The 21,051-nt window shown below is 70.9% G+C and carries 18 protein-coding genes and 1 pseudogene; 9 read left to right on the forward strand and 10 right to left on the reverse strand.

From position 1 onward, the window contains the following. Position 1: 1 nt before the first annotated feature. The 3 genes from ABZV42_RS29535 to ABZV42_RS29545 all read right to left on the reverse strand — a co-directional run bounded on the left by ABZV42_RS29535 (position 2) and on the right by ABZV42_RS29545 (position 1,605). Positions 2-514, reverse strand: a complete 513-nt coding sequence (locus tag ABZV42_RS29535; RefSeq protein ID WP_355984984.1) for an SRPBCC family protein — start codon at positions 512-514, stop codon at positions 2-4. Then, a complete protein-coding gene (locus ABZV42_RS29540; protein ID WP_356054383.1) occupies positions 511-873 on the reverse strand; it encodes a metalloregulator ArsR/SmtB family transcription factor in 363 nt (120 codons plus the stop codon). Before ABZV42_RS29540 ends, ABZV42_RS29535 begins: the two co-directional genes overlap by 4 nt. Before the next feature lie 222 nt (positions 874-1,095). After that, positions 1,096-1,605, reverse strand: a complete 510-nt coding sequence (locus ABZV42_RS29545; RefSeq protein ID WP_355984988.1) for a molybdenum cofactor biosysynthesis protein — start codon at positions 1,603-1,605, stop codon at positions 1,096-1,098. A 178-nt stretch (positions 1,606-1,783) separates the two neighbouring features. Between ABZV42_RS29545 and ABZV42_RS29550 the strand changes: the two genes are divergently transcribed. Together ABZV42_RS29550 and ABZV42_RS29555 are read left to right on the forward strand one after the other, a co-directional pair. Continuing rightward, on the forward strand, positions 1,784-2,362 hold the full coding sequence (locus ABZV42_RS29550; protein WP_356054384.1) for a hypothetical protein: 579 nt from the start codon (positions 1,784-1,786) through the stop codon (positions 2,360-2,362). 108 nt (positions 2,363-2,470) lie between these two features. After that, positions 2,471-2,917, forward strand: coding sequence for an SRPBCC family protein (locus ABZV42_RS29555; RefSeq protein ID WP_355984992.1), 447 nt, complete (start codon positions 2,471-2,473; stop codon positions 2,915-2,917). 86 nt (positions 2,918-3,003) lie between these two features. On the opposite strand, the gene ABZV42_RS29560 is transcribed toward ABZV42_RS29555, so the two are convergent. Next, positions 3,004-4,161, reverse strand: coding sequence for an AI-2E family transporter (locus ABZV42_RS29560; RefSeq protein ID WP_355985018.1), 1,158 nt, complete (start codon positions 4,159-4,161; stop codon positions 3,004-3,006). A 479-nt stretch (positions 4,162-4,640) separates the two neighbouring features. Here ABZV42_RS29560 and ABZV42_RS29565 point away from each other — a divergent pair, with 479 nt between their 5' ends. Further along, positions 4,641-7,514 (forward strand): SpoIIE family protein phosphatase, encoded by a 2,874-nt coding sequence (locus ABZV42_RS29565; protein ID WP_356054386.1) that lies wholly within the window; start codon positions 4,641-4,643, stop codon positions 7,512-7,514. Positions 7,515-7,578: 64 nt separating this feature from the next. Here the strand turns inward: ABZV42_RS29565 and ABZV42_RS29570 are convergent. Next, positions 7,579-7,839 (reverse strand): annotated as a pseudogene (locus ABZV42_RS29570) (hypothetical protein); the annotation flags it as partial. Between the two features lie 247 nt (positions 7,840-8,086). Next, positions 8,087-8,974, reverse strand: coding sequence for a GntR family transcriptional regulator (locus ABZV42_RS29575; RefSeq protein ID WP_355984996.1), 888 nt, complete (start codon positions 8,972-8,974; stop codon positions 8,087-8,089). A 298-nt stretch (positions 8,975-9,272) separates the two neighbouring features. Here ABZV42_RS29575 and ABZV42_RS29580 point away from each other — a divergent pair, with 298 nt between their 5' ends. Beyond that, positions 9,273-10,706, forward strand: a complete 1,434-nt coding sequence (locus ABZV42_RS29580; RefSeq protein WP_356054388.1) for a cellulose binding domain-containing protein — start codon at positions 9,273-9,275, stop codon at positions 10,704-10,706. 84 nt (positions 10,707-10,790) lie between these two features. Here ABZV42_RS29580 and ABZV42_RS29585 read toward each other — a convergent pair whose 3' ends face one another. The 4 genes from ABZV42_RS29585 to ABZV42_RS29600 form a co-directional block, all read right to left on the reverse strand. Next, positions 10,791-11,720 (reverse strand): SGNH/GDSL hydrolase family protein, encoded by a 930-nt coding sequence (locus ABZV42_RS29585; protein WP_356054390.1) that lies wholly within the window; start codon positions 11,718-11,720, stop codon positions 10,791-10,793. Positions 11,721-11,956: 236 nt separating this feature from the next. After that, entirely contained in the window at positions 11,957-12,592 is a 636-nt protein-coding gene (locus ABZV42_RS29590) for an acetoacetate decarboxylase family protein (protein WP_356054392.1), read from the reverse strand. Then, the gene (locus ABZV42_RS29595) at positions 12,589-14,301 is read right to left on the reverse strand and encodes a GMC family oxidoreductase (RefSeq protein WP_356054394.1); all 1,713 of its coding nucleotides are present in this window, start codon (positions 14,299-14,301) and stop codon (positions 12,589-12,591) included. The genes ABZV42_RS29590 and ABZV42_RS29595 overlap by 4 nt, the downstream gene beginning before the upstream one ends. Continuing rightward, entirely contained in the window at positions 14,301-14,951 is a 651-nt protein-coding gene (locus ABZV42_RS29600) for a TetR/AcrR family transcriptional regulator (protein WP_356054396.1), read from the reverse strand. The genes ABZV42_RS29595 and ABZV42_RS29600 overlap by 1 nt, the downstream gene beginning before the upstream one ends. 267 nt (positions 14,952-15,218) lie before the next feature. Here ABZV42_RS29600 and ABZV42_RS29605 point away from each other — a divergent pair, with 267 nt between their 5' ends. The 5 genes from ABZV42_RS29605 to ABZV42_RS29625 all read left to right on the forward strand — a co-directional run bounded on the left by ABZV42_RS29605 (position 15,219) and on the right by ABZV42_RS29625 (position 20,998). After that, positions 15,219-16,556: an NAD(P)-binding domain-containing protein gene (locus ABZV42_RS29605; RefSeq protein WP_355985008.1), complete on the forward strand. Its 1,338-nt coding sequence runs from the start codon at positions 15,219-15,221 to the stop codon at positions 16,554-16,556. Between the two features lie 182 nt (positions 16,557-16,738). Continuing rightward, a complete protein-coding gene (locus ABZV42_RS29610) occupies positions 16,739-17,254 on the forward strand; it encodes a SigE family RNA polymerase sigma factor (protein ID WP_355985020.1) in 516 nt (171 codons plus the stop codon). An 8-nt stretch (positions 17,255-17,262) separates the two neighbouring features. Beyond that, positions 17,263-17,790 (forward strand): hypothetical protein, encoded by a 528-nt coding sequence (locus ABZV42_RS29615; RefSeq protein ID WP_356054398.1) that lies wholly within the window; start codon positions 17,263-17,265, stop codon positions 17,788-17,790. A 317-nt stretch (positions 17,791-18,107) separates the two neighbouring features. Beyond that, the gene (locus ABZV42_RS29620) at positions 18,108-19,610 is read left to right on the forward strand and encodes a bifunctional glycosyltransferase family 2/GtrA family protein (RefSeq protein WP_356054400.1); all 1,503 of its coding nucleotides are present in this window, start codon (positions 18,108-18,110) and stop codon (positions 19,608-19,610) included. A 206-nt stretch (positions 19,611-19,816) separates the two neighbouring features. After that, positions 19,817-20,998 (forward strand): hypothetical protein, encoded by a 1,182-nt coding sequence (locus ABZV42_RS29625; protein WP_356054416.1) that lies wholly within the window; start codon positions 19,817-19,819, stop codon positions 20,996-20,998. Positions 20,999-21,051 lie beyond the last annotated feature (53 nt).

The raw sequence follows: 21,051 nt of genomic DNA on the forward strand, positions 1-21,051 counted from the left end.
TTCATGAGGGGTTCCCGCTCCGGCGGCCGCCGAGCAGTTCGTCGAGGCGCTCATGGCCCTCGCGTACGCCGCGCCCCATGCCGCTTCTGATCATCGAGTCACGGGCCTCGACGGACGCCATGAGCGATGTGGTGGTGACCCGGGTCCGGCCGCCGAGGTCCTCGAAGAGGGTGGTCTCCAGGCTGACGCCGTCCGGGAAGCCGTCGTAGGAGAAGGTCTGCACGATGCGCTCGTCGCGGCGGACCTCGTGGAACACGCCGCGGAAGCCGTACTCCGTTCCGTCGTCCTCACTGTGCACATAGCGGTACGAGCCGCCGGTGCGCGCCTCGTACACGTCGATCCGCATGGTCAGCCGGCGCGGGCCGAGCCACCGGACGACGAGATCGGGGTCGGTGTACGCCCTGAACACCCGCTCCGCGGGGGCGTCGAACTCCCGGGTGATGAGGATGGTGGGCAGCGCCGGGTCGGCCTCGATCCGTGTCTCGCGCCGGTCGCTCCGGTCCGTGGTGCTCACGATGCCTCTTCCTTGGCCGAGGTGCGGTCCCCCGGCTCGTCCGCCATGTCTTCGAGGACGGCGTCGAGCCGGCGGAAGCGGTCGTCCGCCTCGCGGCGGTAGCGCTCGATCCATCGCGTCATCAGGTCGAACACCTCGCCCTCGAGGTGACAGGGCCGGCGCTGGGCGTCCCTGCTGCGGCTGACCAGGCCGGCGCCCTCCAGCACCCTGATGTGCTTGGACACGGCCTGCACCGTCACGTCGTACGGCTCGGCCAGTTCGTTGACCGTGGCGTCCCCCGTGGCCAGCCTGGCCACGATGTCGCGCCGCGTCGGGTCGGCCAGGGCCGAGAAAACCCGGGACAGCCGGTCGTCGGACACCTCTCACCTCACGTAATCAACCAGTTGGTTGAATAACCGTACGACGGTCGCGCGGCTTGGTCAACCAACCGGTTGAACAAGTCGAGGGGTCCCGCTCCTCCCCACGACCGACCGCACCCACGGGTCAGGCATTCGGGGGTCAGCACTTCACGGTCAAACCTTCGGGGCCAGCAGTTGACGGGTCAGTCCGGGCCGGCCCTTCGCCGGTCACCCATTCGCCGGTCAGCCCTTCGCGGGCGCCGGTTCCACCACTTCGAACTCCGCGGGGCCGACCGCGAGCGTGCCGTCGGTCAGCGGGCGGCAGCGCACTCCCCCGCCGTCGCGCAGCGCCCGTCGGGCCCCGGGGCCGAGCGTGGTGTCCATCCACGCGCAGGGCCTGGCCGCCCTGCGTACGGCGAGCACCACGGGGCCGGTGCCGCAGTCCAGGGAGACGGTCGCGCCGATGAACGCGTCGATGTCCAGCCCCCGCAGCAGAACGTTGCGCCGGGTCAGCCGGAGGTCCGCCTCGGCGGCCGGCCCCGGCGGAAAGCGCTCCGCGGCCATGACCGTGACCGACGCGTCGCGATGGGCCGGATGGCCGAAGTAGCGGTCGCCGACGATCCCGAGTCCGGCGCGCACCCGGGCCGTCGTCACGAGTTCCGCCTCGGGCAGCGCGGGCACTCCGTCACCCGGACGGCCCTCGAAACGGTGCACGGCCGAGACCAGCAACTGAAGGACCTCCACGCGCGCCACCTCATCGAGCCTACGCGCCACCTCGTCGCGCCTGAGGGACCCACGTGCGAGCGGGCGGCGCACGGATGTGGGCGCAGAGCACCGAAGGGGCGGTGTGCCGGACATCCCGCTGACACGGGGACACTCCGCGTGACAGGGTCGGCGGTGATCGAAGACAACAGCGGCAAAGGGGGCTTCCGTGGACACGAGCACGTGGGACACGCTGGTCGGCTCGATGAAAAGCACCTACGCCAAGGGAGTGCGCGAGGGCGCGGTGCCCCGGCCGGTCATCATGCCGCTCGTGCGGGGCGAGCTGGTCGGGCTGATCTGGGTCCGTCCGACGAAGCCCGGGGCCGACGCGCTCACCGGTATCGCGGCGCTGTCGAACATCGCGGCGGCGGCCGGCGCGGACGAGGTCGTCCTGGCCTGGGAGACGGAGGAGGTCGCCACCGTCTGTGAGCTGCCGGCAGCCGGCCCCTCCCCGTGTCTGAACATGGTCCGCGCCACCCCGGACGGTCATGTGCTGCACCAGTTCCCCTACAGCGCGGGGGCACCGCCCGTCGGCTCCGGGGACGCGGCGGAGCCTACGGCCGCCCTCGACTGGAAGCAGCCACTCGCACCGCGGCCGGACGGCGAGCTTCCACCGCCGGTCAAGGCCGCCGTCGACTACGCCTTCACTCCGATGGACCTGGACCATCCCAACCCGTTCGGCGTCACCGTCGTCCTGATGGAGGAGGACGGCTACACCGTGCGGCTGACGGACGCGTTCGACCACTGAACGAGCCGTGCGACGCGCCCGACGGACCCCCGGCCTCTAGGCTGATCGGGCGCGGCAAGCACCGCGCGCCCCCAGCGGGCGGTCCGTGATCGCAGCACAGGAGGAACCGTGTCCGGTCAGTTCGAGGCGACAACCGAGATCAACCGCCCCATCGAGGAGGTCTTCACCTTCCTCTCCGCCGGAACGAACGACCCCGAGTTCAGCCCCAGGGTGCAGGCGATCACGAAGACCCCGGAGGGCCCGACGGCCGTGGGAACGGTCTTCACCAGCACGGTCAAGGACGCCGGCATGAAGACGGGCCGGAAGTTCAGAATCACCGAGTTCGAGCCGTCCCGCCGGATCCGCTGGGCGGAGATCTCGAAGAACGTCGTCATGGCGAAGGAGGGCGGCTACGACCTCGAGTCCACCGGCGCCGGGACAACCCGCGTGCGGATCTTCAACGTCCTCGAGGGCCACGGCATCGGCAAGCTCCTGGTGGGCTTCGCGCTGAGTGCGGCCCGCAAGGACGCGAACGCCTTCGGCGGGCGGATCAAGGCGGCGGTCGAGGCTTCCTGAGGCGGCGTCCCTTTTGGTGCCCGTCCGTCGGGGCGCCGAAAGGGACGCCGTGCGGGCCCGGAGGCACCCGCCGACGCGCTCGGCCCCTACCGTTCCTCCGCGCCGGCGCTTCCCGTCCGCCCGGTGGGCCGTTCGGACTTCGTGTCGGGGTGAGGCCGTGACGGCGAGGCGGACCGGTGGCCCGGTGAGCGCCCGGAGGGTTCCGGCTCGGGGCGTGCCCGCAGCTCTGTGATCACCGACCAGGCGACCGACACCATCGGTACCGCCACGACGGCGCCGGTCACACCGGCCAGGATGCTCCCGGCGATGACGGAGACGGCCACGACCACGGGGTGCAGCCGGACGGCCCAGCTCAGGACGAGCGGGTGCAGGACGTGCCCCTCCAACTGGCCGATGACGACGATCAGGGCGAGCACGATTATGGCGACTACCGGCCCCTTGGTGGCCAGCGCGACGACGGTGGCCACGCCGAGCGCGACGGGCGAGCCCACCAGGGGGATGAACGCGGCGAAGAACTCCAGCAGCGTGAGCGGCAGCGCCAGCGGGACGCCCAGCACGTAGAGGGCGATGCCGACGAGTACGGCGTTGGTCGCCGCCACGATGATGATGCCGCGCGTGTAACCGGCGAAGGTCCGCCAGGCCGCCCGTCCGCCGCGGTCCCACGGGTCACGGGCGCTCTCCGGCATCAGCTCCTGGAACCAGCGCCAGAACTTGTCCCCCGAGCGGATGAAGAACAGCGAGCAGAACAGCGCGAGGACCAGTCCGGTGACGAACTCCACCGCGCGGCCCGCACCGCTGAGGGCGCTGCTGATCAGTACGGAGCGGTGCTCGGAGACGAAGGTGGCCACCTTGCCCTGGAGGTTCGAGAGCACCGCGTGGCTCAGGTGGAAGGGGGAGCCCTCCAGCCATCGTTCGATCCGCCCCAGGCCGCCGGCGAACTCATGGCCCAGCTTCCCCGACTCGCCCGCGACGACGCGACCGACGATCGCCATCACGCCGAGCACCAGAAGGATGGTTCCGAGGATGCTCACGATCACCGCCGGGGTCCTCGGCATGCGCCGTGCCAGCAGGTCGGCGAGCGGACGCAGGACAGCCGTGACGACGAGCGCCAGGAAGATGGCCACGGCGACCAGTTGCAGTTTGCCGAGGAGGGCGAAGATCACGTAGGCGATGACTCCGAGGACGATCAGCCGCCACGCGTAGGCCGCGGCGACGCCCAGTCCGTGACTCACCGGGTATCCCATGTGGCCCCCGGTGCCGCGCCGGGCATCGGTACGGGCCCGCACGACCGCCCGGGCACCGCGCGAGGAGCGGTTCCCCACCACGTAGCGCATCCTGCGCTCGCCGTACCCCGGGCCGGGCTCACTCGGCGGAGGGGTGCCGGGCCCGCCCGGCCGTCGGCGCGGACGACGTGATCCGGCGTTCACCTGTGTGCCACCGTCCTCCCGTCGTCGGGCCCACCCGCCACGCGCGCCCGGACGCTGACCGCCGCGCGTCCTGGAGGGAAACGGGCGACCGGTCCCGGGCCGTCGATCACGCGGGCGTTCTGGCCAGCGTGGTGTCGGGCTCCGCGCCTCGCAACCCGGGGCACCCGCCGAGGTCTTCCGCCGATCGGGACGCGGAACACCCGGCCCCGCGGACGGACAGGGCTCCGGCCGAGGCGCTCTTACCAGCACACCACCCCTTTAATGTCATTTAAGGCATTGCGCCCTATATTGGGTCTGTGATCAGGCGGCTGGACCTTCTCGAAACCGCTGACGACGGCATCACGGAAAGCGAGGTCTTCCGGCTCGCCCTTCAGCACTCCATCGCGGAGCTGGGCTGCGTCGGCGGGGCCGTCTACCTGCGGGGCCCCATGTCGGCCCTGCGTCTGGTGTCCTCCACCGGACTGCCGTCGTCGGTCACCCGCGCATGGGAGATCGTCGACCAGGACGGCCCGACAGCGACCGCCCGCTCGATACGCTCCGGTCGGCACGAATGGGTGGCCGCGCTCGCCTCCGACCTGACCGAACCCACCGCGCCACTGCTGTCGCGGTCCGGCTGGTTCGCCGTACCGCTGGTCTACGAGGGCCGCGCCATCGGCGCGATCACCTGCCTCACCGGTGACAACGAGGAGCCCACGCCCGAACAGTGGGAGTTCCTCACCTCGGTGGCCGAATGGACCATGAACCGCCTGGACAAGGTGCCGACGCCCGCCCGCCTGCGCACCGACCTCGACGTCACTCCGGTCGGCACCTGGGACTGGGACGTGCACACCGGCGAGCTGCTGTGGGACCAGGCGGCGATGAAGGTCTACCAGACCGAGCCGGGGCAGTTCGTGCCCGGTGTCGAGACCTGGATGAAGGTGGTGCACCCCGACGACCTGGCCGGCACCCTGGCCGCCGCCGAGCGCACCATCCGCACCCACGCGCCGTTCGAGGCCGAGTACCGCGTCCGGCGCAGCGACGGGGGCTACACCTGGACCCGCGCGTCCGGCCATGTCGTGCTCGACGACGAGGGCCAGGTCACGCGCATCGTCGGCAAGGGCTGGGTGAGCGACGCGGCGCGCTCCACCCGCGACGCGCTCAGCCGTGCCCTGCGCCATATGAGCGACGCCTTCCTGTCGGTGGACGGCGACTGGCGGATCACCTTCGCCAATCTGGAGGCGGAACGCATTCTCGGTTCGGCCGACGAGCAGCTCTTCGGCCGGAACCTGTGGGAGCTGCCCGCCCTGCGCCATGTGCCCGACCTGGAGGAGCGGTGCCGGCGGGGTGCCGCGGAGGACACGGCAGCCGGCCTCGACATCACGCTGGCCGACACCGGACGCTGTTACGACCTGCGGATCGTCCCCGTCCCCGGCGGTCTGACGGTGTACTTCACCGATGTCACCGATCGCCGCCGCCGCGAGGCCGAACAGGCGGAGGCCGCGCGGGCCGCCGCGGACCGCGCGAGCCGGACGGCGGAGCTCACCACGCAGCTCGCGGCGGCGACCACCTCCGAGGACGTGGTGACGGCCGTCGCCCAGCGTGTCCTGCCCCCCTTCGGCGCCCAGGGCCTGCTCGTTCTCGTCCTCGAGGACGAGAAGCTGGTGCACATCGGGTCCGTCGGCTATCCGAGCTCCTTCCTGAAGGAGATGCACGGAGCGCACGGCATGGAGGTGTCGGACACCGGTCCCGCGGGGCAGGCGGTCCTGACCGGCGAACCCCTCTTCCACTCGTCGCGCGAGGAATGGGCCGAAGCCTTCCCCGGTCCCGGCAGCAGGCCTCCGACCAGCAAGGAGGCCTGGGCGTTCCTCCCACTGACGGCCTCCGACCACACCTTCGGCGTGTGTGTCATCGCCTTCGACAGCGCACGGCGCCTGACGTCCGAGGAACGCACGCTTCTCATCACCATCAGCGCCCTCGTGGCGCACGCGCTGGAGCGGGCCCGGCTGTACGAGGCGGAGCTCACCCGCTCCGAGGAACTCCAGCAGGCGTTGCTGCCCCGGGAGCTGCCCACGGTGCCCGAGGCGACCGCGGCGGCCCGCTATCTGCCGGCCGGGCAGACCTCCGACGTGGGCGGGGACTGGTACGACCTGATCCCGCTGTCCGCGGGCCAGGTGGCGCTGGTCATCGGTGACGTGATGGGCCACGGGCTGTCCGAGGCCGCGACCATGGGGCGCCTGCGCACCGCGCTGCACACGCTGGCCGCCCTGGAACTGCCTCCCGACGAGATCATGGGCCACCTCAACGACATCGTGAGCGGCCTCGGCGATCACGCGTACGCGACCTGCCTGTTCGCGCTGTACGACTCCACGGACGGGTCGTGCACCGTGGTGCGGGCGGGTCATCCGCCGCCGCTCGTCGTCCGGCCGGACGGCACCGCCCACTTCCCCGAGGTCGCCGTCAACCCTCCGCTGGGCGCCGCGTTCCCTCCGTTCGAGACGACGGAACTGCAACTCCCGGCGGAGAGCCTTATGGTCCTCTACACCGACGGGCTCGTGGAATCACCCCAGCGGGAGATCGACCAGGGCATGAACCAGCTCGCCGGTCTGCTCGCCGGCGAAGCGGATCGTCCCGATCTGGCGGAACTGTGCGACTCCGTGACCGCGGGGCTGCTGCCGGGCGGGCCCACGGCCGACGACGCCGCCCTGCTGATCGCGCGACTGCACCATGTGGCCGACCGGCTGGTGGCTTCGTGGGCGCTGCCCGAGGGTCCGGAGGCCGCGGGTGAGGCCCGTCGCCATGTACGGGAGCAGCTCGCCCAATGGCATCTGGACGACCTGGTCATGACGACGGAACTGCTGGCCAGCGAGCTCGTCGGGAACGTCATCCGGCACGCCAGCGGCCCCATCGGGCTTCGCCTCCTGTGCAGCGGGACGCTGGTCTGCGAGGTGTCCGACGCGAGTCTGACCATGCCCCGGATCCGGCGTGCCACGGACACCGACGAGGGGGGCCGCGGGCTTCAGCTCATCAACGCGCTGTGCGAGCGCTGGGGCAGCCGCTACACCCCGGACGGCAAGGCCATCTGGACCGAACAGTCCCTCCCCGACACGGCGGAACCGGCGAACGCGGACGCGGACGCGAACGGGGACGGGGACGGGGACGGCCCCGCCGGTTCCCCTGTCACTGCGTCCTGAGGACGGTCTGGGAACCGTCCTCCCGGGGCCCGCTTCGTGCGTCCCGTCGGAAGGCGGCCGGGTCTCAACCGCACGCGAACTCCAGCAGGTCGGCGTTGAACACCTCGGCGTACTTCGGCACCATGGCCAGGCCGTGGGGCGCGCCCGGGTACACCTTGTAGACCGCGCCCTTGACGAGTTTCGAGGACTTGTCACCGGCGGCCACGATGGGAACGATCTGGTCGTCGGCGTACGTGTCGAGGTCGTTGCCGTCCCATGGCTGGCCGGAACGTCCGCCGCCGCGCCGGTCATGGGCGACGGCCCGGAAGCCGTTGTCCGCCATCAGGAACGACGTCGTCGGCCGATGCCTGGCCTGCGGAACGTGAAGCGGTGACTGCCCGCGAAAGACCTCTCAAGTCCCGCCTGTCACAGCGCTGTTGCGCCACGCCGCGGATCGGCGGCGAACGCACGAGGGATGGCGGGACGACCGGCAGCACGGATGACCGGAATGAGCACGTTGTCCACATCGCACTAGCCCAGGTGCCACGCCGAGCGTCGCGCGTCGCTCTCACGAGTGTTTGGCGGCCCCGGCGTCACTTCACGTGGTCGCCCTCGCCGGGTCCGCCGCTCTGCCCGAAGAGGCCGCCGGCGACCACGCCCCGGGTGGAGAAGGTGACGGGTTCGCCCGGAAGGAAGTCGCCCGGCGGGATGCCGGGGTGGTGCCCGTCGCGAGGCGACGGATGCCCGGAGCGGGGGCCGAGGGCCAACCGGGAGACGATGCGGTAGCGGTCACCGCGGTAGATCGAGTGGACGTACTCCACCGGCCGGCCCGAGGTGTCCGAGGTGAGGCGCTCGAACAGCAGGGCCGGGGAAAGCTCCGGCACGTCGAGCAGGCCGGCCTCGTCGCGGGTCAGGACCGTGGGTTCGATCGACTGCACCGCTTCGGCGACATGGATGCCGTGCCGTTCACCGAGGTGCTCGTACAGGTCGCCGTTCTCCAGTTCGTCACCGGTCAGGTCGGGCACCAGGCGGGCGGGGACGTGCAGGTACTCGATGGCCATGGGCGCGCCGTCGACGAGGCGCAGCCGTGCCACGTACCGGATGTCCGCCGCGGGAGAGATACGCAGCCTGCGACCGACCCTGGCGCCTGCGGGCGCCGTGCTGAACTCCAGGAGTCTGCTGGTCCAGGTACCCGCGGCGCGGGGCAGGCTGAAGGTCCGCCGGTCCGGGACGAGTTCCTGGGTGATCTTCTCGGCGGCCACGAACATACCCCGTCCGTGCTCACGCACCAGGAGCCCGGCGAGCACGAGTTGATCCACGGCCGCGCGCAAGGTCGGTCGGGAGACGCCGAGTTGGGCGCAGAGCGTGCGCTCGGAGGGGATGGCGTCGCCGGGACGGCGTTCCTCGATGAGTTCCAGGATCGTGTCCCGGACTCTTTCACGCTTCAGTACCGCGCGGGAGGCGGCGGGATCGATCTCCATACGGAACCCTCGCTCGTCGTCGGTGCCGGCCAACTGGTATGCCCTCCGACCCTAACTGGTCCGCAGGTCATGGGGATTGCTTCCGGGTCGCTCGGCCGTACGGATGACACGCACTCTTCCCTCAGCTCAACTTCCGTTGAATACAAGGGGGTTGACGGGCGCATTGGTCTATGCCACTTTCAGGGCGACGGCAACTGGTAAGCCCGATCGGACCAACTGGTCAAGTACGGTACGTCTCCTCGTGTTCCTGAGAACCCCCACCTCCCGCGCCGGCGGGAGCCCACCGGAAGGAACTCACATGAGAAACCGCCCGCCCACAGGCCGCCGCCGCGTGGCCCTCGCACTGTCGGCTCTCCTGGGCGGCACCGCCCTGCTGGCCGTCCCGATGTCCGCCCCCGCCGCCGCGGCAGGCGGCCTCGCCGTCCAGTACCGCACCAGCGCGAGCGGGGCCACCGCCGACCAGAGCGAGCCCTGGTTCAAAGTACGCAACACCGGCTCCGCCCAGGTGCAGTTGAGCCAGGTGAAGATCCGCTACTACTTCAAGGCGGACTCGGCGAGCGCCACCTATCGCTTCGCCTGTTCCTGGGCGGTCAAGGGCTGTGCGAACGTCACCGGCACGTTCGGCACACCGGCCCACCCCACCGGGACCGCGGACAGATACCTGGACATCGGCTTCACCTCCGGGGCCGGGACACTGGATCCGGGCGCCGACACGGGTGACATGCAGCTGCGCTTCTACCAGTCCAGCTGGCAGTCCGTGAACCAGGCGGACGACTACTCCTTCAACGGGGCGCAGACCTCGTACGCGGACTGGAACAAGGTCACCGCCCAGCTCGCCGGAACCACCGTGTGGGGCACGGCGCCCGAGGGCAACGACCCGACGGATCCGACCGACCCCACCGATCCGACCGACCCGCCCGGTGGCGGCCAGTCCCTGTTCGACGACTTCAGCTACTCGTCGTACACCGACCCCGCGATCTCCGCGCACGGCTGGAACGTGCGCTCCAACTCCGGCGGTCCCGGGGTCCCCGGCGCGACCTGGGACCCGTCCAAGGTCACCTTCCCCACCGTGTCCGGCAACAAGGTCATGAACCTGGAGACCTCGACCGCGGGCACCGCCGAATCGACCAGGCAGACCGAAGTCCTCACCAAGAGCATGAAGTTCAAGAACGGCACCTACGCGGCCCGGGTGAAGTTCGCCGACGCTCCGGTGTCGGGCCCCGACGGCGATCACCTGGTGCAGACGTTCTTCACGATCAACGACCTCACGGCCCCGATGGCCGACGACTACGCCGAGTACGACTTCGAGTACCTGCCCAACGGCGGCTGGGGCGAGTCGGGCAACATCCTCTACACGACCTCCTGGGAGACGTACAACCCCGATCCCTGGCAGGCCGTCAACCAGCACACCGAGTCACGCCAGAGCTACGCCGGCTGGCACGACCTGGTGCTCACCATCGACAACAGCAGCATCAAGTACTACATCGACGGGCAGCTGTTCGGCACCCACGACGCCCAGTACCTGCCCGAGCGGCCGATGTCGATCAACTTCAACCAGTGGCTGATCGACCTCGCCGGGCAGACCTCGACCGGGGCGCGCGCGTACGACGAACAGGTCGACTACCTGCTGCACGTCAAGGACCAGGTCCTCAGCCCGGCCCAGGTCGCCTCGAAGGTGGCCGCCTACCGCGGTGCCGGCACCACGTTCGTGGACGACGTGCCGGCGCCCTGACGCGGCCGGTCCGCGGAGCCTGTCGGCGAACGCGCTGGGCGCTCGCCGACAGGGACACCTTCATCCACCGAATGCCGAGGCCGGTCAGTGGCGGTGGTGTCCCGCACCCCGGCCCAGTTCGGCCAGCACCGCACCCGCCATGGCTTCCTGGCCCTTGGCGTTGGGGTGGGCCGGAGCGGCGGGCGAGGTCGGGCGCAGCGGCTCGATCCAGCGGTCGGCGGGTGCCTTGCACATGTCGTGGCCGACGGTCGGCCCGTAGGTGTCCACGTACTCGGCCCGGTTGAGGAACGCCACGGTGCGCAGCATCAGATTGAGCCGCTTGCCGGTGTCCCGCAGGTACGGGAAGTCCTTCGCGGCGAACGGCACCGTCGGATAGCAGCCGCTGCCGTCGTCGGGCAGGAGGTCGGGGTAGCCGACGACCACCACGCGGGCGTGCGGCGCCCTGGCGTGCACCTCGCGCAGCACCCGGGCGACCTTGGGAGCCGTCTGGAGGATGTTCAGGGTGAGCTGGTCGTAGCCCGCGGCACCGTAGTACTGCTGGCAGGGGTTGCCCGCGAGGTCCTTGGAGCTGAGCCCGGCACAGGTGGCGATGATCGGGCCGAAGCCCATGTCGTTGCCGCCGATCTGAAGGGTCACCAGATCGGTGTCACGCTTCACCGCGTCCAGCTGCGGCCCGTTGGTGCCCTGCGCCTTCCACATCTCGTCGGTCTTCGCGCCGGAGCAGCTGACGTCCGTGAACGAGGCGACCTTGCGGGCGGCCGCCGTGATCGAGGGGTAATTGTGGTCGGAGCGGGCGCAGTTCGCGTCGACCTGCTGAGGGATCAGAGGCCCGGACGTGTAGGAGTCGCCGAGCGCGACATAGTTCACTCCGTGCGCCGAGTGCCCTTCACCCGCCTCGGCGGGGGTCGCCGCCGCGACGCCTGCGACGAGCGCGCAGCTGCTCAGCGCGGCTCCCAGCGCCGTGGCGCCCCGTCGTCTCGGAACGGCGTTTTCCGGACCCGTGTGATCGTTCATCGTGCCCCTCCCCTGAAACCATGACAGCCTGCTGAACGGGTACCGGCGTCTCGCGGCGCACGGGATCGCTGCGCTGCGGGAGACCGGACGGCTCCTGCCCGGCAGACCCAACCTGGTCTGTATACCGGCCGGTAGGCCGCCGGAACAGGGTTTGATCGCCCTCCACTTGTCCAACTCTCACCCACCACAGGCGAGTTCAGTCGACGTGCGTGCTCTCGATGAGCGCGGCGTGACACTCAGCGACGGGCGGCCTGCTCGAGGACGTCCCCGAATCGGATGGTGAAGTCGTTCAGGGCCAGGCTGAGAAGAGGCCGGCTGCGGCTCAACTCCCCCAAAGGACTGCCTTCTTGTGCGACCCAGCGGGCTCGCGCCATGCGTACGGTCGAGCGCGAGCGCACGGAACTGGTCTTCAACTCGCCGTCGCGGGTCTGTGTGACGCGATAGGTGAGGGGCCAGCGGCCCGGTATCCGGCGGCCGGGTTCGAAGGCGGCGGTGGCCAGCACCTCCTTCCCGGTCGCGGCTCCGGCCCGTACACCCGCGGACCGGTCGATGGCGAAGTCCGCCATCTCCTTGGGGATGCCCCACAGTTCCCGGCCGCCGGCCATCGAGGCCTCGCTGTCCACCCAGATGTCGGTGATGCTCACGCGCGGGCGGAGGCCGTCCCGCACGAGGACGGCGCGGAGCAGTTCGTTGTAGTGCAGGACGCTGTCGTTCTCGTAGACGACCCAGGCTGCTCCGACCGCACCGCGCCCGCCGATGACGACCGGCCGGACACCGTCCGCCACCCGGGGCAGTTCACGCCGCGGCACGAACCACAGCGACAGATACATCTGGCCGGCCAGATGCCAGGGCTCCTCGGGGTAGCTCGTCACGGGGTGTCCTTTCCTGTGGGGGGATCCAGCAGCAGGGCCGCCGGTGCGCCCGTGGGCACGGCGGGATGTCTCGGCGCCACCGGCGCCACCCCGATGTAGGGCAGGCCGGGTGCGGGCCGGGGGTCTTCGTCCCCGCGGTTCGGCCACAGCGCGACGGCCCGCTCGGCCAGGGCGGTGATGGTGAGGGAGGGGTTCACCCCGAGGTTCGCCGAGATCGTGGAACCGTCGATGACGTGCAGACCCGGATGTCCGTGCAGCCGGTGATAGGGGTCGACCACACCGCTCTCCGGGTTCTCGCCCATGGCGCACCCGCCGATCAGATGTCCGGTGGTGGGGATGTCGAACAGATCGGCCCAGGTGCCGCAGGCCTGGCCGCCACTGCGTCCAGCCGCCGTGCGGGCCGCCCGGTGCCCCGCGGGTATCCACGTCGGGTTGGGGGTGCCCTCGCCGGGGCGGCTGGTCAGCCGCCTGCGTCCGGTGAGGGTGCGACGGAGGTACGTCGTCACGGAGTTGTCGAGCGACTGCATGACCAGCAGGACGACGGTCTGCTCGGACCAGCGGCGCGGGCTGTGCAGGCTCGGCAGATCGCGCAGGTTTCGCGCCATCGCGACCAGACCGGTGAGCAGCCGGGAGCGGCCGGACACGGGGTCGACGAGCATCGCGCCGAGCAGAGCGAGCAGATTGCTTCCGCGGCCGTACCGTACGGCCTCGACGTGCGTGTTCTCGTCGAGGTGCACGGAGGAGGTGATGGCGACACCGCGGCTGAAGTCGGCGGCCCTGTCCCGGGACCGGACGCCGAGGATCGCCTCGGAGTTGGTGCGGGTCAGCCGGCCAAGGCGGGGCGACACCCGCGGCAGCGACCCGTGCTCCCGCAGCCGGTGCAGCAGCTTCTGGGTGCCCAGGGCGCCCGCCGCGAAGACGACGTGCCGGGCGGTCAGGATCCGTCTGCGGCGCGGCGGACCACCGCCGGTGCGTACGGAGGTGACGGCCCAGAGCTCGCCGTCCCGGGTGACGTCGGTGACCGTGCGCAGGGCCAGCACCTGGGCGCCGGCGCGTTCGGCCAGGCCCAGGTAGTTCTTGGGCAGGGTGTTCTTCGCGTTGTGCCGACAGCCCGTCATGCACGCGCCGCAGTGCAGACAGGCGTTGCGGTCCGGTCCCGCTCCGCCGAAGTAGGGGTCCGCGACGCGGGCGCCGGGTTCCGTGCCGGGCGGCCCGAAGTGCACCCCGACCGGTACGGACCTGAAGGTGTCCGCGCACCCCAGTTCCTCGGCGGTGTCCTTGAGGAGCCGGTCGGCGTCGGTGAGCAGGGGGTTGGGGGTGACGCCGAGCATGCGGCGGGCCTGGGCGTAGTAGGGCGCGAGTTCGTCGCGCCAGTCGGTGATGCCGGCCCAGGACGAGCCCTTGTAGAAGGTCTCGGGCGGCTCGTAGAGCGTGTTGGCGTAACCGAGGGAACCGCCGCCGACGCCCGCGCCGGTGAGAACGAGGACATCTCCGAGCAGGGTCATGCGCAGGATGCCCGTGCAGCCGAGGCGCGGGGCGAAGAGGTAGTCGCGCACATGCCAGGAGGTTCGGGGGAAGTCGGCGTCGGCGAACCGGCGGCCGGCCTCCAGGATCCCGACGCGGTACCCCTTCTCGGTGAGGCGCAGGGCGGTGACGCTGCCGCCGAATCCGGAGCCGACGACGAGTACGTCGTAGTCGGGTGTGTCCATCAGTGCCCCTTCGGTACGAAGTCGGCGAGGACCGGGCCGATCAGTCGCGCGATGTTCGCCCGGAGGACTTCCGGCTGTTCGCCCGCGAGCCGCACCGGGCCTTCGAGGCCGGGCGTGTGGGCCGCGAGGGCGAGGTACGGCAGCAGGACGAGCAGCAGGGACAGCAGGGCGTCGACGTCGGCGCCCTTGCGCAGGTCGCCGGTCTCGACGGCCCGCTCGACCAAGGGGCGCAGGCCGGCGAGGTAGATGTCCTGCACCGGAACTCGTACGGCGTTTCGGACGGCCGGGTCGAGTTCCATGTTGGTGGCCGCGGTGACCCCGCGTTCCAGCGGATGGCCGGCGAAATAGTCGAACCACGCTTCCAGGGCGTCGATCAGATGGCGGGAGAACCGCGTGGAGCCGTCGTATCCGTCGAGCCAGGGCCGCATCACGGCATAGACGCGCAGGGAGGTCTGCTCGGCCACGTAGGCGAACAGGTCGAGCTTGCCCTCGAAGTACTGGAAGAGCGAGCCCTTGGCCACGCCGGCCTCGCGGGCGATGACGTTGAGACTTCCGGTGGAGTAGCCGTGGGTGCCGAACTCGTCCATCGCGGCGACCAGGACCCGTTCGCGCCGCACCGGTGACAGGCGGGTCCAGGTGGGAGTGGGCATGCGTGCTCCTGCGTGTGACCGGGCGGTCATGTGACCGCCGGGTCATCGTCGGCGCGGTGGACACGCCCTGTCAACGAGTGCGTCAGGAAAACGGTCCGACGGCAAACGACCACGCCAACAACACCGTTGGACCGTCGCCCGTCCGAACTGCCCCTATCGTCAAGGTCATTGACATGGCGGCCGGCGCACAGCAGCCTGTGACCACCCGGTCATGTGACCGGGTGGTCACAGGCGTGGTCGCGGGCGTGGCCACAGGAAGGGGCGGGCATGGACAGGGTGTGTGTCATCGGGGCGGGCTCGTCCGGGATCGCCGCCTGCCAGGTGCTGGCGGCACGCGGGATCGCGTACGACTGCTACGAGACCGGATCCGAGGTCGGCGGCAACTGGCGCTATCTGAACGACAACGGGATGTCGTCCGCCTACCGCTCGCTGCACATCAACACCTCGCGCCAGATCATGGAATACGCGAGCCACCCCATGCCCGAGGACTGTCCGGTCTACCCCAGCCACTTCCACATCGCCCGGTACTTCGACAGCTTCGTGGACCACTTCGGGCTGCGGCCCTCGATCGCCTTCCGCACCGAGGTGGTACGCGTCGAACCCCTCCCCGGCGGACAGTGGAGCGTCACGACCCGCCACCTGGACTCGGGTGAGACCGCGGAACGGGTCTACGGCGCCGTCCTGGTCGCCAACGGCCATCACTGGAAGCCCCGTTGGCCCCGCCCGCCCCTTCCGGGAGCCGAGGAGTTCACCGGCACCCAGACACACTCCCACCACTACCGGACACCGGAGCCCTTCGCCGACAAGCGTGTTCTCGTCCTCGGCATCGGCAACTCGGCCTGCGACATCGCGGTGGAGACCTCGCGCGTGTCCCGGCGCACGGTTCTCGCCATGCGGCGCGGCGCGCACATCCTGCCCAAGTACCTCTTCGGCGTGCCCACCGACCATCTCACCGGCTCCTGGCTGGCCAGGGCTCCGCTGTCCGTCCAGGAACAGGGCCTGCGGCTCCTGCTGCGGCTCAGCCGGGGTCGCCTGAAGGACTACGGGCTGCCGACCCCCCGGCATCGCCTGCTCGGGGCGCACCCCACCATCTCCGACGACCTGCTCTCGCGCCTCGGCCACGGTGACCTCACCGTGAGACCCGCTCCCGTACAACTGGCGGGCGACCGGGTGACGTTCGAGGACGGAAGCACGGAGGAGATCGACGCCGTCATCTACTGCACGGGCTACGACATCGCCTTCCCGTTCCTCAAGGACGAGGTGATCGACCCGTCCGACAACGACATCGAGCTCTACCACCGGGTGGTCGCCCCGGACCGCCCCGGCCTCTACTTCATCGGACTGGTCCAGCCCCTCGGCGCGATCATGCCGCTCGCGGAGGCGCAGTCCCACTGGGTGGCCGATCTCCTTCAGGGCCGTTGCGCGCTGCCCGGGCCGGAGCGGATGCGCCAGGAGGCGAGCGCCTACCGCGCGAGCCTGACACGCCGCTATGTCACCTCGACCCGGCACACCATCCAGGTGGACGCGCAGCCGTACCTCCGGGAACTGCGGGCGGAGCGGCGCAGGGGCGCGGCCCGGGTGCGGCGGGGGGATGCGGGCAGCTGAGGATTCCGCGCGCTCGGCAGCCGGCGGCCTGACGGCAACGGCTTTCAGCGCACGCCCACCAAGCTGCCTCGCCCCGCGCCCTCACCCCGCGTGACCCAGATCACGTGACACAAGTGCATAGCCAGGCCCCCGCCGACGTCTTTCTCCAGGTGTACGAGCCGGCAAGTGCGGGGACGGTGCGGATGGAACAGGCAAGAGCAGAGGGGGCCGACGGCTTCGACGGGTTCGTCGCGGCCCGCTGGTCGGCGTTGTTCCACCTCGCCCGCCTGCTCTGCGCGGGTGACCGGCACCGCGCCGAGGACCTTCTCCAGGAGGCCTTGGTCAAACTCTGGTTCGTCTGGCCGAAGGTGGCCGACGAGGCACCCGAGGCGTACGTACGAAAGGTCCTGGCCCGCGCCGCAGCCCGCTCAGCACGCCGACGGTGGTGGGGCGAACGCCCGGTGGAGGCACTGCCGGACCTCGCGCACACCGGCGACGAGTCCGCGGCCGTCGTCGAACGGTCCCGCCTCGAGGCGGCCCTGGCCCAACTGCCGCCCAGGCAACGGGCGGCCGTCGTGCTGCGCTACTACCAGGACCTGCCCGAACGACAGGTCGCGGAGGTCCTGGGCTGCCCGCTGGGCACCGCCCGTTCCCACGCGTCACGCGGTGTGACGCGGCTGCGCCAGATCCTGGCGGATGTCATCGAGCCGGTGGGGTGAAGGGAAAAATGGACCGATTCGAGCGGGAGTTGGCGCGGATGATGCGCGACGCCCAGGAACACACCCCCTTCGAGCCCGCACAGCAGAACAGCCTCCGGGCCGGGGTGCGCGTGCGCCGCCGGATCCGCGCCGCGCAGAAGGCCGTGAGCTGCGTCCTGGCCGCCGCCGGAATCAGCGTCGGCCTGTTCCTGCTGCCGCACTCTCCGGACCGCGACCGGCCCCTGGGTCCCGTCCCGCGGCCCGCGGTCACCCCCACCTCCCCGTACGCCACCCTGTCGCCGACCTCTTCGTCGACCGGCACTCCCAGCGAGCCGGCCACCGCCACGTCCGAGACCACCACCGGTACCTCGGGTCCGCCCGACACCCCCAGCGCTACAGGAAGTTCAAGCTCCGTCTCCTCCGGTCCCGGAGGCAGGGGGACGGCGACGACCAGCGCGCCCGCCACCGGCTCGGCGACGTCGAGCGAGACCCCGACGACCTCGCCACCGCCGTCAGGACCAGAACCGTCCTCGTCGGTGGCATCCAACTCCAGCTAAGGGCTGTCCCGTAATCCCCGGTGGATCAGCGCGCGGCGTCAGATGCGGTGCATCGCAAGGCGGAGGGTCGTCCTCATACTGGGCGTATTCGGGCGATCCGGCAACGCGGCGTGGGGGTACCCCCTGCTCGAAGAGCTTGGGGGAGCCGTAGCTGTCGTCGTGCGCCCGCCGGGGATTACGGGACAGCCCTTAGGCAAGCACCGCTTCGGCCGGTCCCGGGCCCGCCCGCACAGCACCCATATCCGTACTCCCTCAGCGCGGTCCGGCCGTGAGCGTCTTCGGCCTGCCTCGCGACAGCGCACAGAACAGGACACACCATGACGAAGGCATTGCGGTCCGCCCCCGGGGACTTCGAGAGCCTCACGGACTTCGGAGGCCTCCCGGACTTCGAGGAATCCGGCAGCGGGCCACCCTCGGGGCGAAGTTGTGGCGATCGAAGGCCTGCGGACGGCCTTCCCGTCGAGCGTCGGCCGGCCGACGCCACGCCGGTCGGCCATGTGCCGGGGGATCCCGTGCCCGGGGACCATGTGCCCCGGAACCGCGTGCCCGGGGACCACCTGCCCGGGGAGCGCCTGACCGGGAAACAGCTGACTGGGGACCGCCTGCCTGTCCGGCTTCCGCTGTCGGCGGACCACACGGAACCCGTTCTGGACGTGGTCGTCCCCGTGTTCAACGAGGAGGCCGATCTGGAGCCGAGCGTGCGCCGCCTGCACGCCCATCTGCGCGAGACGTTCCCGTACCCCTTCCGCATCACCGTCGCCGACAACGCGAGCACCGACGCCACCCCGCGCATCGCCGCCCGGCTGGCCGCCGACCTGCCCGAGGCGACATGGATACGACTCGACGAGAAGGGCCGCGGCCGGGCACTGCGCACCGCCTGGTCGAGCTCCGACGCGCCGGTGCTCGCCTACCTGGACGTCGACCTGTCCACCGAGCTGAACGCGCTCCTGCCCCTGGTCGCTCCGCTGATATCCGGGCACTCCGACATCGCCATCGGCACCCGGCTGGCCCGCGGCTCCCGAGTGACCCGCGGTCCCCGACGCGAGATCATCTCCCGTTGCTACAACGCCCTGCTGCGGTCCACCCTCGCCGTCGGCTTCTCCGACGCGCAGTGCGGTTTCAAGGCCGTCCGGCGCGAGGTCGCCGAGCGGCTGCTCCCCCTGGTGGAGGACTCGGGCTGGTTCTTCGACACCGAACTGCTGGTGATCGCCGAACGCGCCGGGCTGCGTATCCATGAAGTACCCGTCGACTGGGTGGACGACCCGGACAGCCGGGTCGACCTCGTCTCCACCGCCGTCGCCGACCTGCGGGGCATCGCGAGGATCGGCCGCGCGCTGGCCCGTGGCACGCTGCCCACGGCACGGCTCGGACGCGCCTCGGACAGCGCGCCACGAACCTCCCTGACCGCACAACTGCTGCGATTCGGCGCCGTGGGCGCGGTCAGCACGATCGGATACGTCCTCCTGTACGCGGCCCTGCGTCCGGTGACAGGGCCTCAGGCCGCCAACGCCTGGGCGCTGCTCGTGTGCGCCCTCGCCAACACGGCCGCCAACCGACGGCTCACCTTCGGGCTGCGCGGCCGGGGCGGCGCACTGCGCCACCAGGCCAAGGGGCTGGCCGTCTTCGGCCTCGGCCTCGCACTCACCAGCGGCTCACTGACCGCACTGCACCACTGGACCCGCACGCCCGGACGCTCAACCGAGATCACGGTTCTGGTCGCCGCCAATCTGGCGGCCACACTGCTGCGCTTCCTGCTCCTGCGCACCTGGGTGTTCACCACCGCGGCCCACGGCGACGACACGGGAAGCGGACCGCGATGAACGAGAGCGGCCTCGCGGTCGGTTCCGCACACCGGGACAACAGGCCCCGGATCAGAACCCATTGGCCCACGGTCATACCGCCGGAGGGCACGCACCCGGACGGCACGCACCTCGGGGACACGCACCCGGACGGCGGCCACGCCTGGCGGCAACGGCTGCACGGGGCGGCGAGGCGGCACGGTCCGGTCCTCGCCCTCTACGGCACGATGAAGCTCATCGGCTTCGGCGTCTTCATGTATCTGCTGGACTCGTCCGGCGACTTCCGCAGGAAGAACCCCCGCTTCGGGGGCGGCGCCCACACCTGGGACGTACTGGCCACCTGGGACGGCTGGTGGTACCAGCAGATCGCCGCCCACGGCTATCACCCCGCCCTCGTACCGGTGCGCGGTGCCACCGGCCTGATCACCCTGGAGGGCAACTCCGCCGCGTTCTTCCCGCTCTACCCCGCCCTGATGCGCCTGGTCTCCTCCTGCACCGGGCTCGGTCTGCTCGCCGCGGGGCTGGTGGTCTCCGTCGCCGCCTCGTTCGCGGCCGCGCTGGCGATCCACGCCGTGACCGCCCGCATCAGCGGCTGTCGCGCCGGACTGGCCGCCGCCGGGCTGTGGGCCGTGTGGCCGGGATCCGGCGTGGAGTGGTCCGGCTACTCGGAGAGCCTCTACATCGCCTTGGCCGCCTGGGCGTGCTACGCCGTCATGCGCCGGAAGTGGCTCACCGCGGGCCTGCTGACCTGCGCCGCGGGCCTCACCCGGCCGACGGCCACCGCGCTGATCGCCGCACTCGCCCTGGCCGCGCTCGTGGAACTGGTCCGCCACCGGCGCGCGGCGCGCCGCGGCGGAGACTCCCCGGCCCCGGAAGGAGCATGGCACCGGAGCGCGGTCCTGCGCCCGGTGGCGGCCGTCCTGATCGCCCCCATCGGTCTGGCCGGCTACCTCGGCTGGGTGGGCCACCGGATGGGCGACTACGGCGGATACTTCACGCTCCAGGACGGGGCCTGGGCCCACTCGTTCGACTGGGGCGGGCACACCGTCAACGTGTTCACGTCCCTCATGGTCGGCCACTACGACTACCTCTTCGCCTTCCCCCACGAAGACGTCATCGCCGCCGGCACCGTCCTGCTGGCGCTGATCATCCTGCCGCTGCTGTTCCGGCTGCGCCCGCCACTCGTACTGACCGTCAGCACCGTCCTGACCATGGCGCTCGTCCTGGGCAGCCAGCAGATCTTCGGCAACGTGTCCCGCTACCTGCTCCCGGCCTTCCCCCTGCTCATCCCCTGCGCCACGGCCATGCGCCGGCTCAGCACTCCGGTCCTGTGCACGGTCCTCACCGTCGCGGCGCTCGCCTCCGGCTCCTACGCCGGCTACGTCCTGTTCGAGGTCGGCGTCCCATGACAAAACGTGCGCCGCACCCGATCCTCGGTACGGCGCACGTTCCGTTCGTGGTG

This window comes from Streptomyces sp. NPDC005281, from assembly GCF_040607495.1.
Lineage (GTDB): Bacteria > Actinomycetota > Actinomycetes > Streptomycetales > Streptomycetaceae > Streptomyces.

Coding starts and splice junctions, on each gene's coding strand:
- ABZV42_RS29600 (WP_356054396.1), bottom strand. CDS start 14,951: ATGCCCACTCCCACCTGGACCCGCCTGTCACCGGTGCGGCGCGAACGG.
- ABZV42_RS29585 (WP_356054390.1), bottom strand. CDS start 11,720: ATGAACGATCACACGGGTCCGGAAAACGCCGTTCCGAGACGACGGGGC.
- ABZV42_RS29620 (WP_356054400.1), top strand. CDS start 18,108: ATGACGAAGGCATTGCGGTCCGCCCCCGGGGACTTCGAGAGCCTCACG.
- ABZV42_RS29560 (WP_355985018.1), bottom strand. CDS start 4,161: ATGGGATACCCGGTGAGTCACGGACTGGGCGTCGCCGCGGCCTACGCG.
- ABZV42_RS29575 (WP_355984996.1), bottom strand. CDS start 8,974: ATGGAGATCGATCCCGCCGCCTCCCGCGCGGTACTGAAGCGTGAAAGA.
- ABZV42_RS29610 (WP_355985020.1), top strand. CDS start 16,739: ATGGAACAGGCAAGAGCAGAGGGGGCCGACGGCTTCGACGGGTTCGTC.
- ABZV42_RS29625 (WP_356054416.1), top strand. CDS start 19,817: ATGAAGCTCATCGGCTTCGGCGTCTTCATGTATCTGCTGGACTCGTCC.
- ABZV42_RS29605 (WP_355985008.1), top strand. CDS start 15,219: ATGGACAGGGTGTGTGTCATCGGGGCGGGCTCGTCCGGGATCGCCGCC.
- ABZV42_RS29580 (WP_356054388.1), top strand. CDS start 9,273: ATGAGAAACCGCCCGCCCACAGGCCGCCGCCGCGTGGCCCTCGCACTG.
- ABZV42_RS29595 (WP_356054394.1), bottom strand. CDS start 14,301: ATGGACACACCCGACTACGACGTACTCGTCGTCGGCTCCGGATTCGGC.
- ABZV42_RS29615 (WP_356054398.1), top strand. CDS start 17,263: ATGGACCGATTCGAGCGGGAGTTGGCGCGGATGATGCGCGACGCCCAG.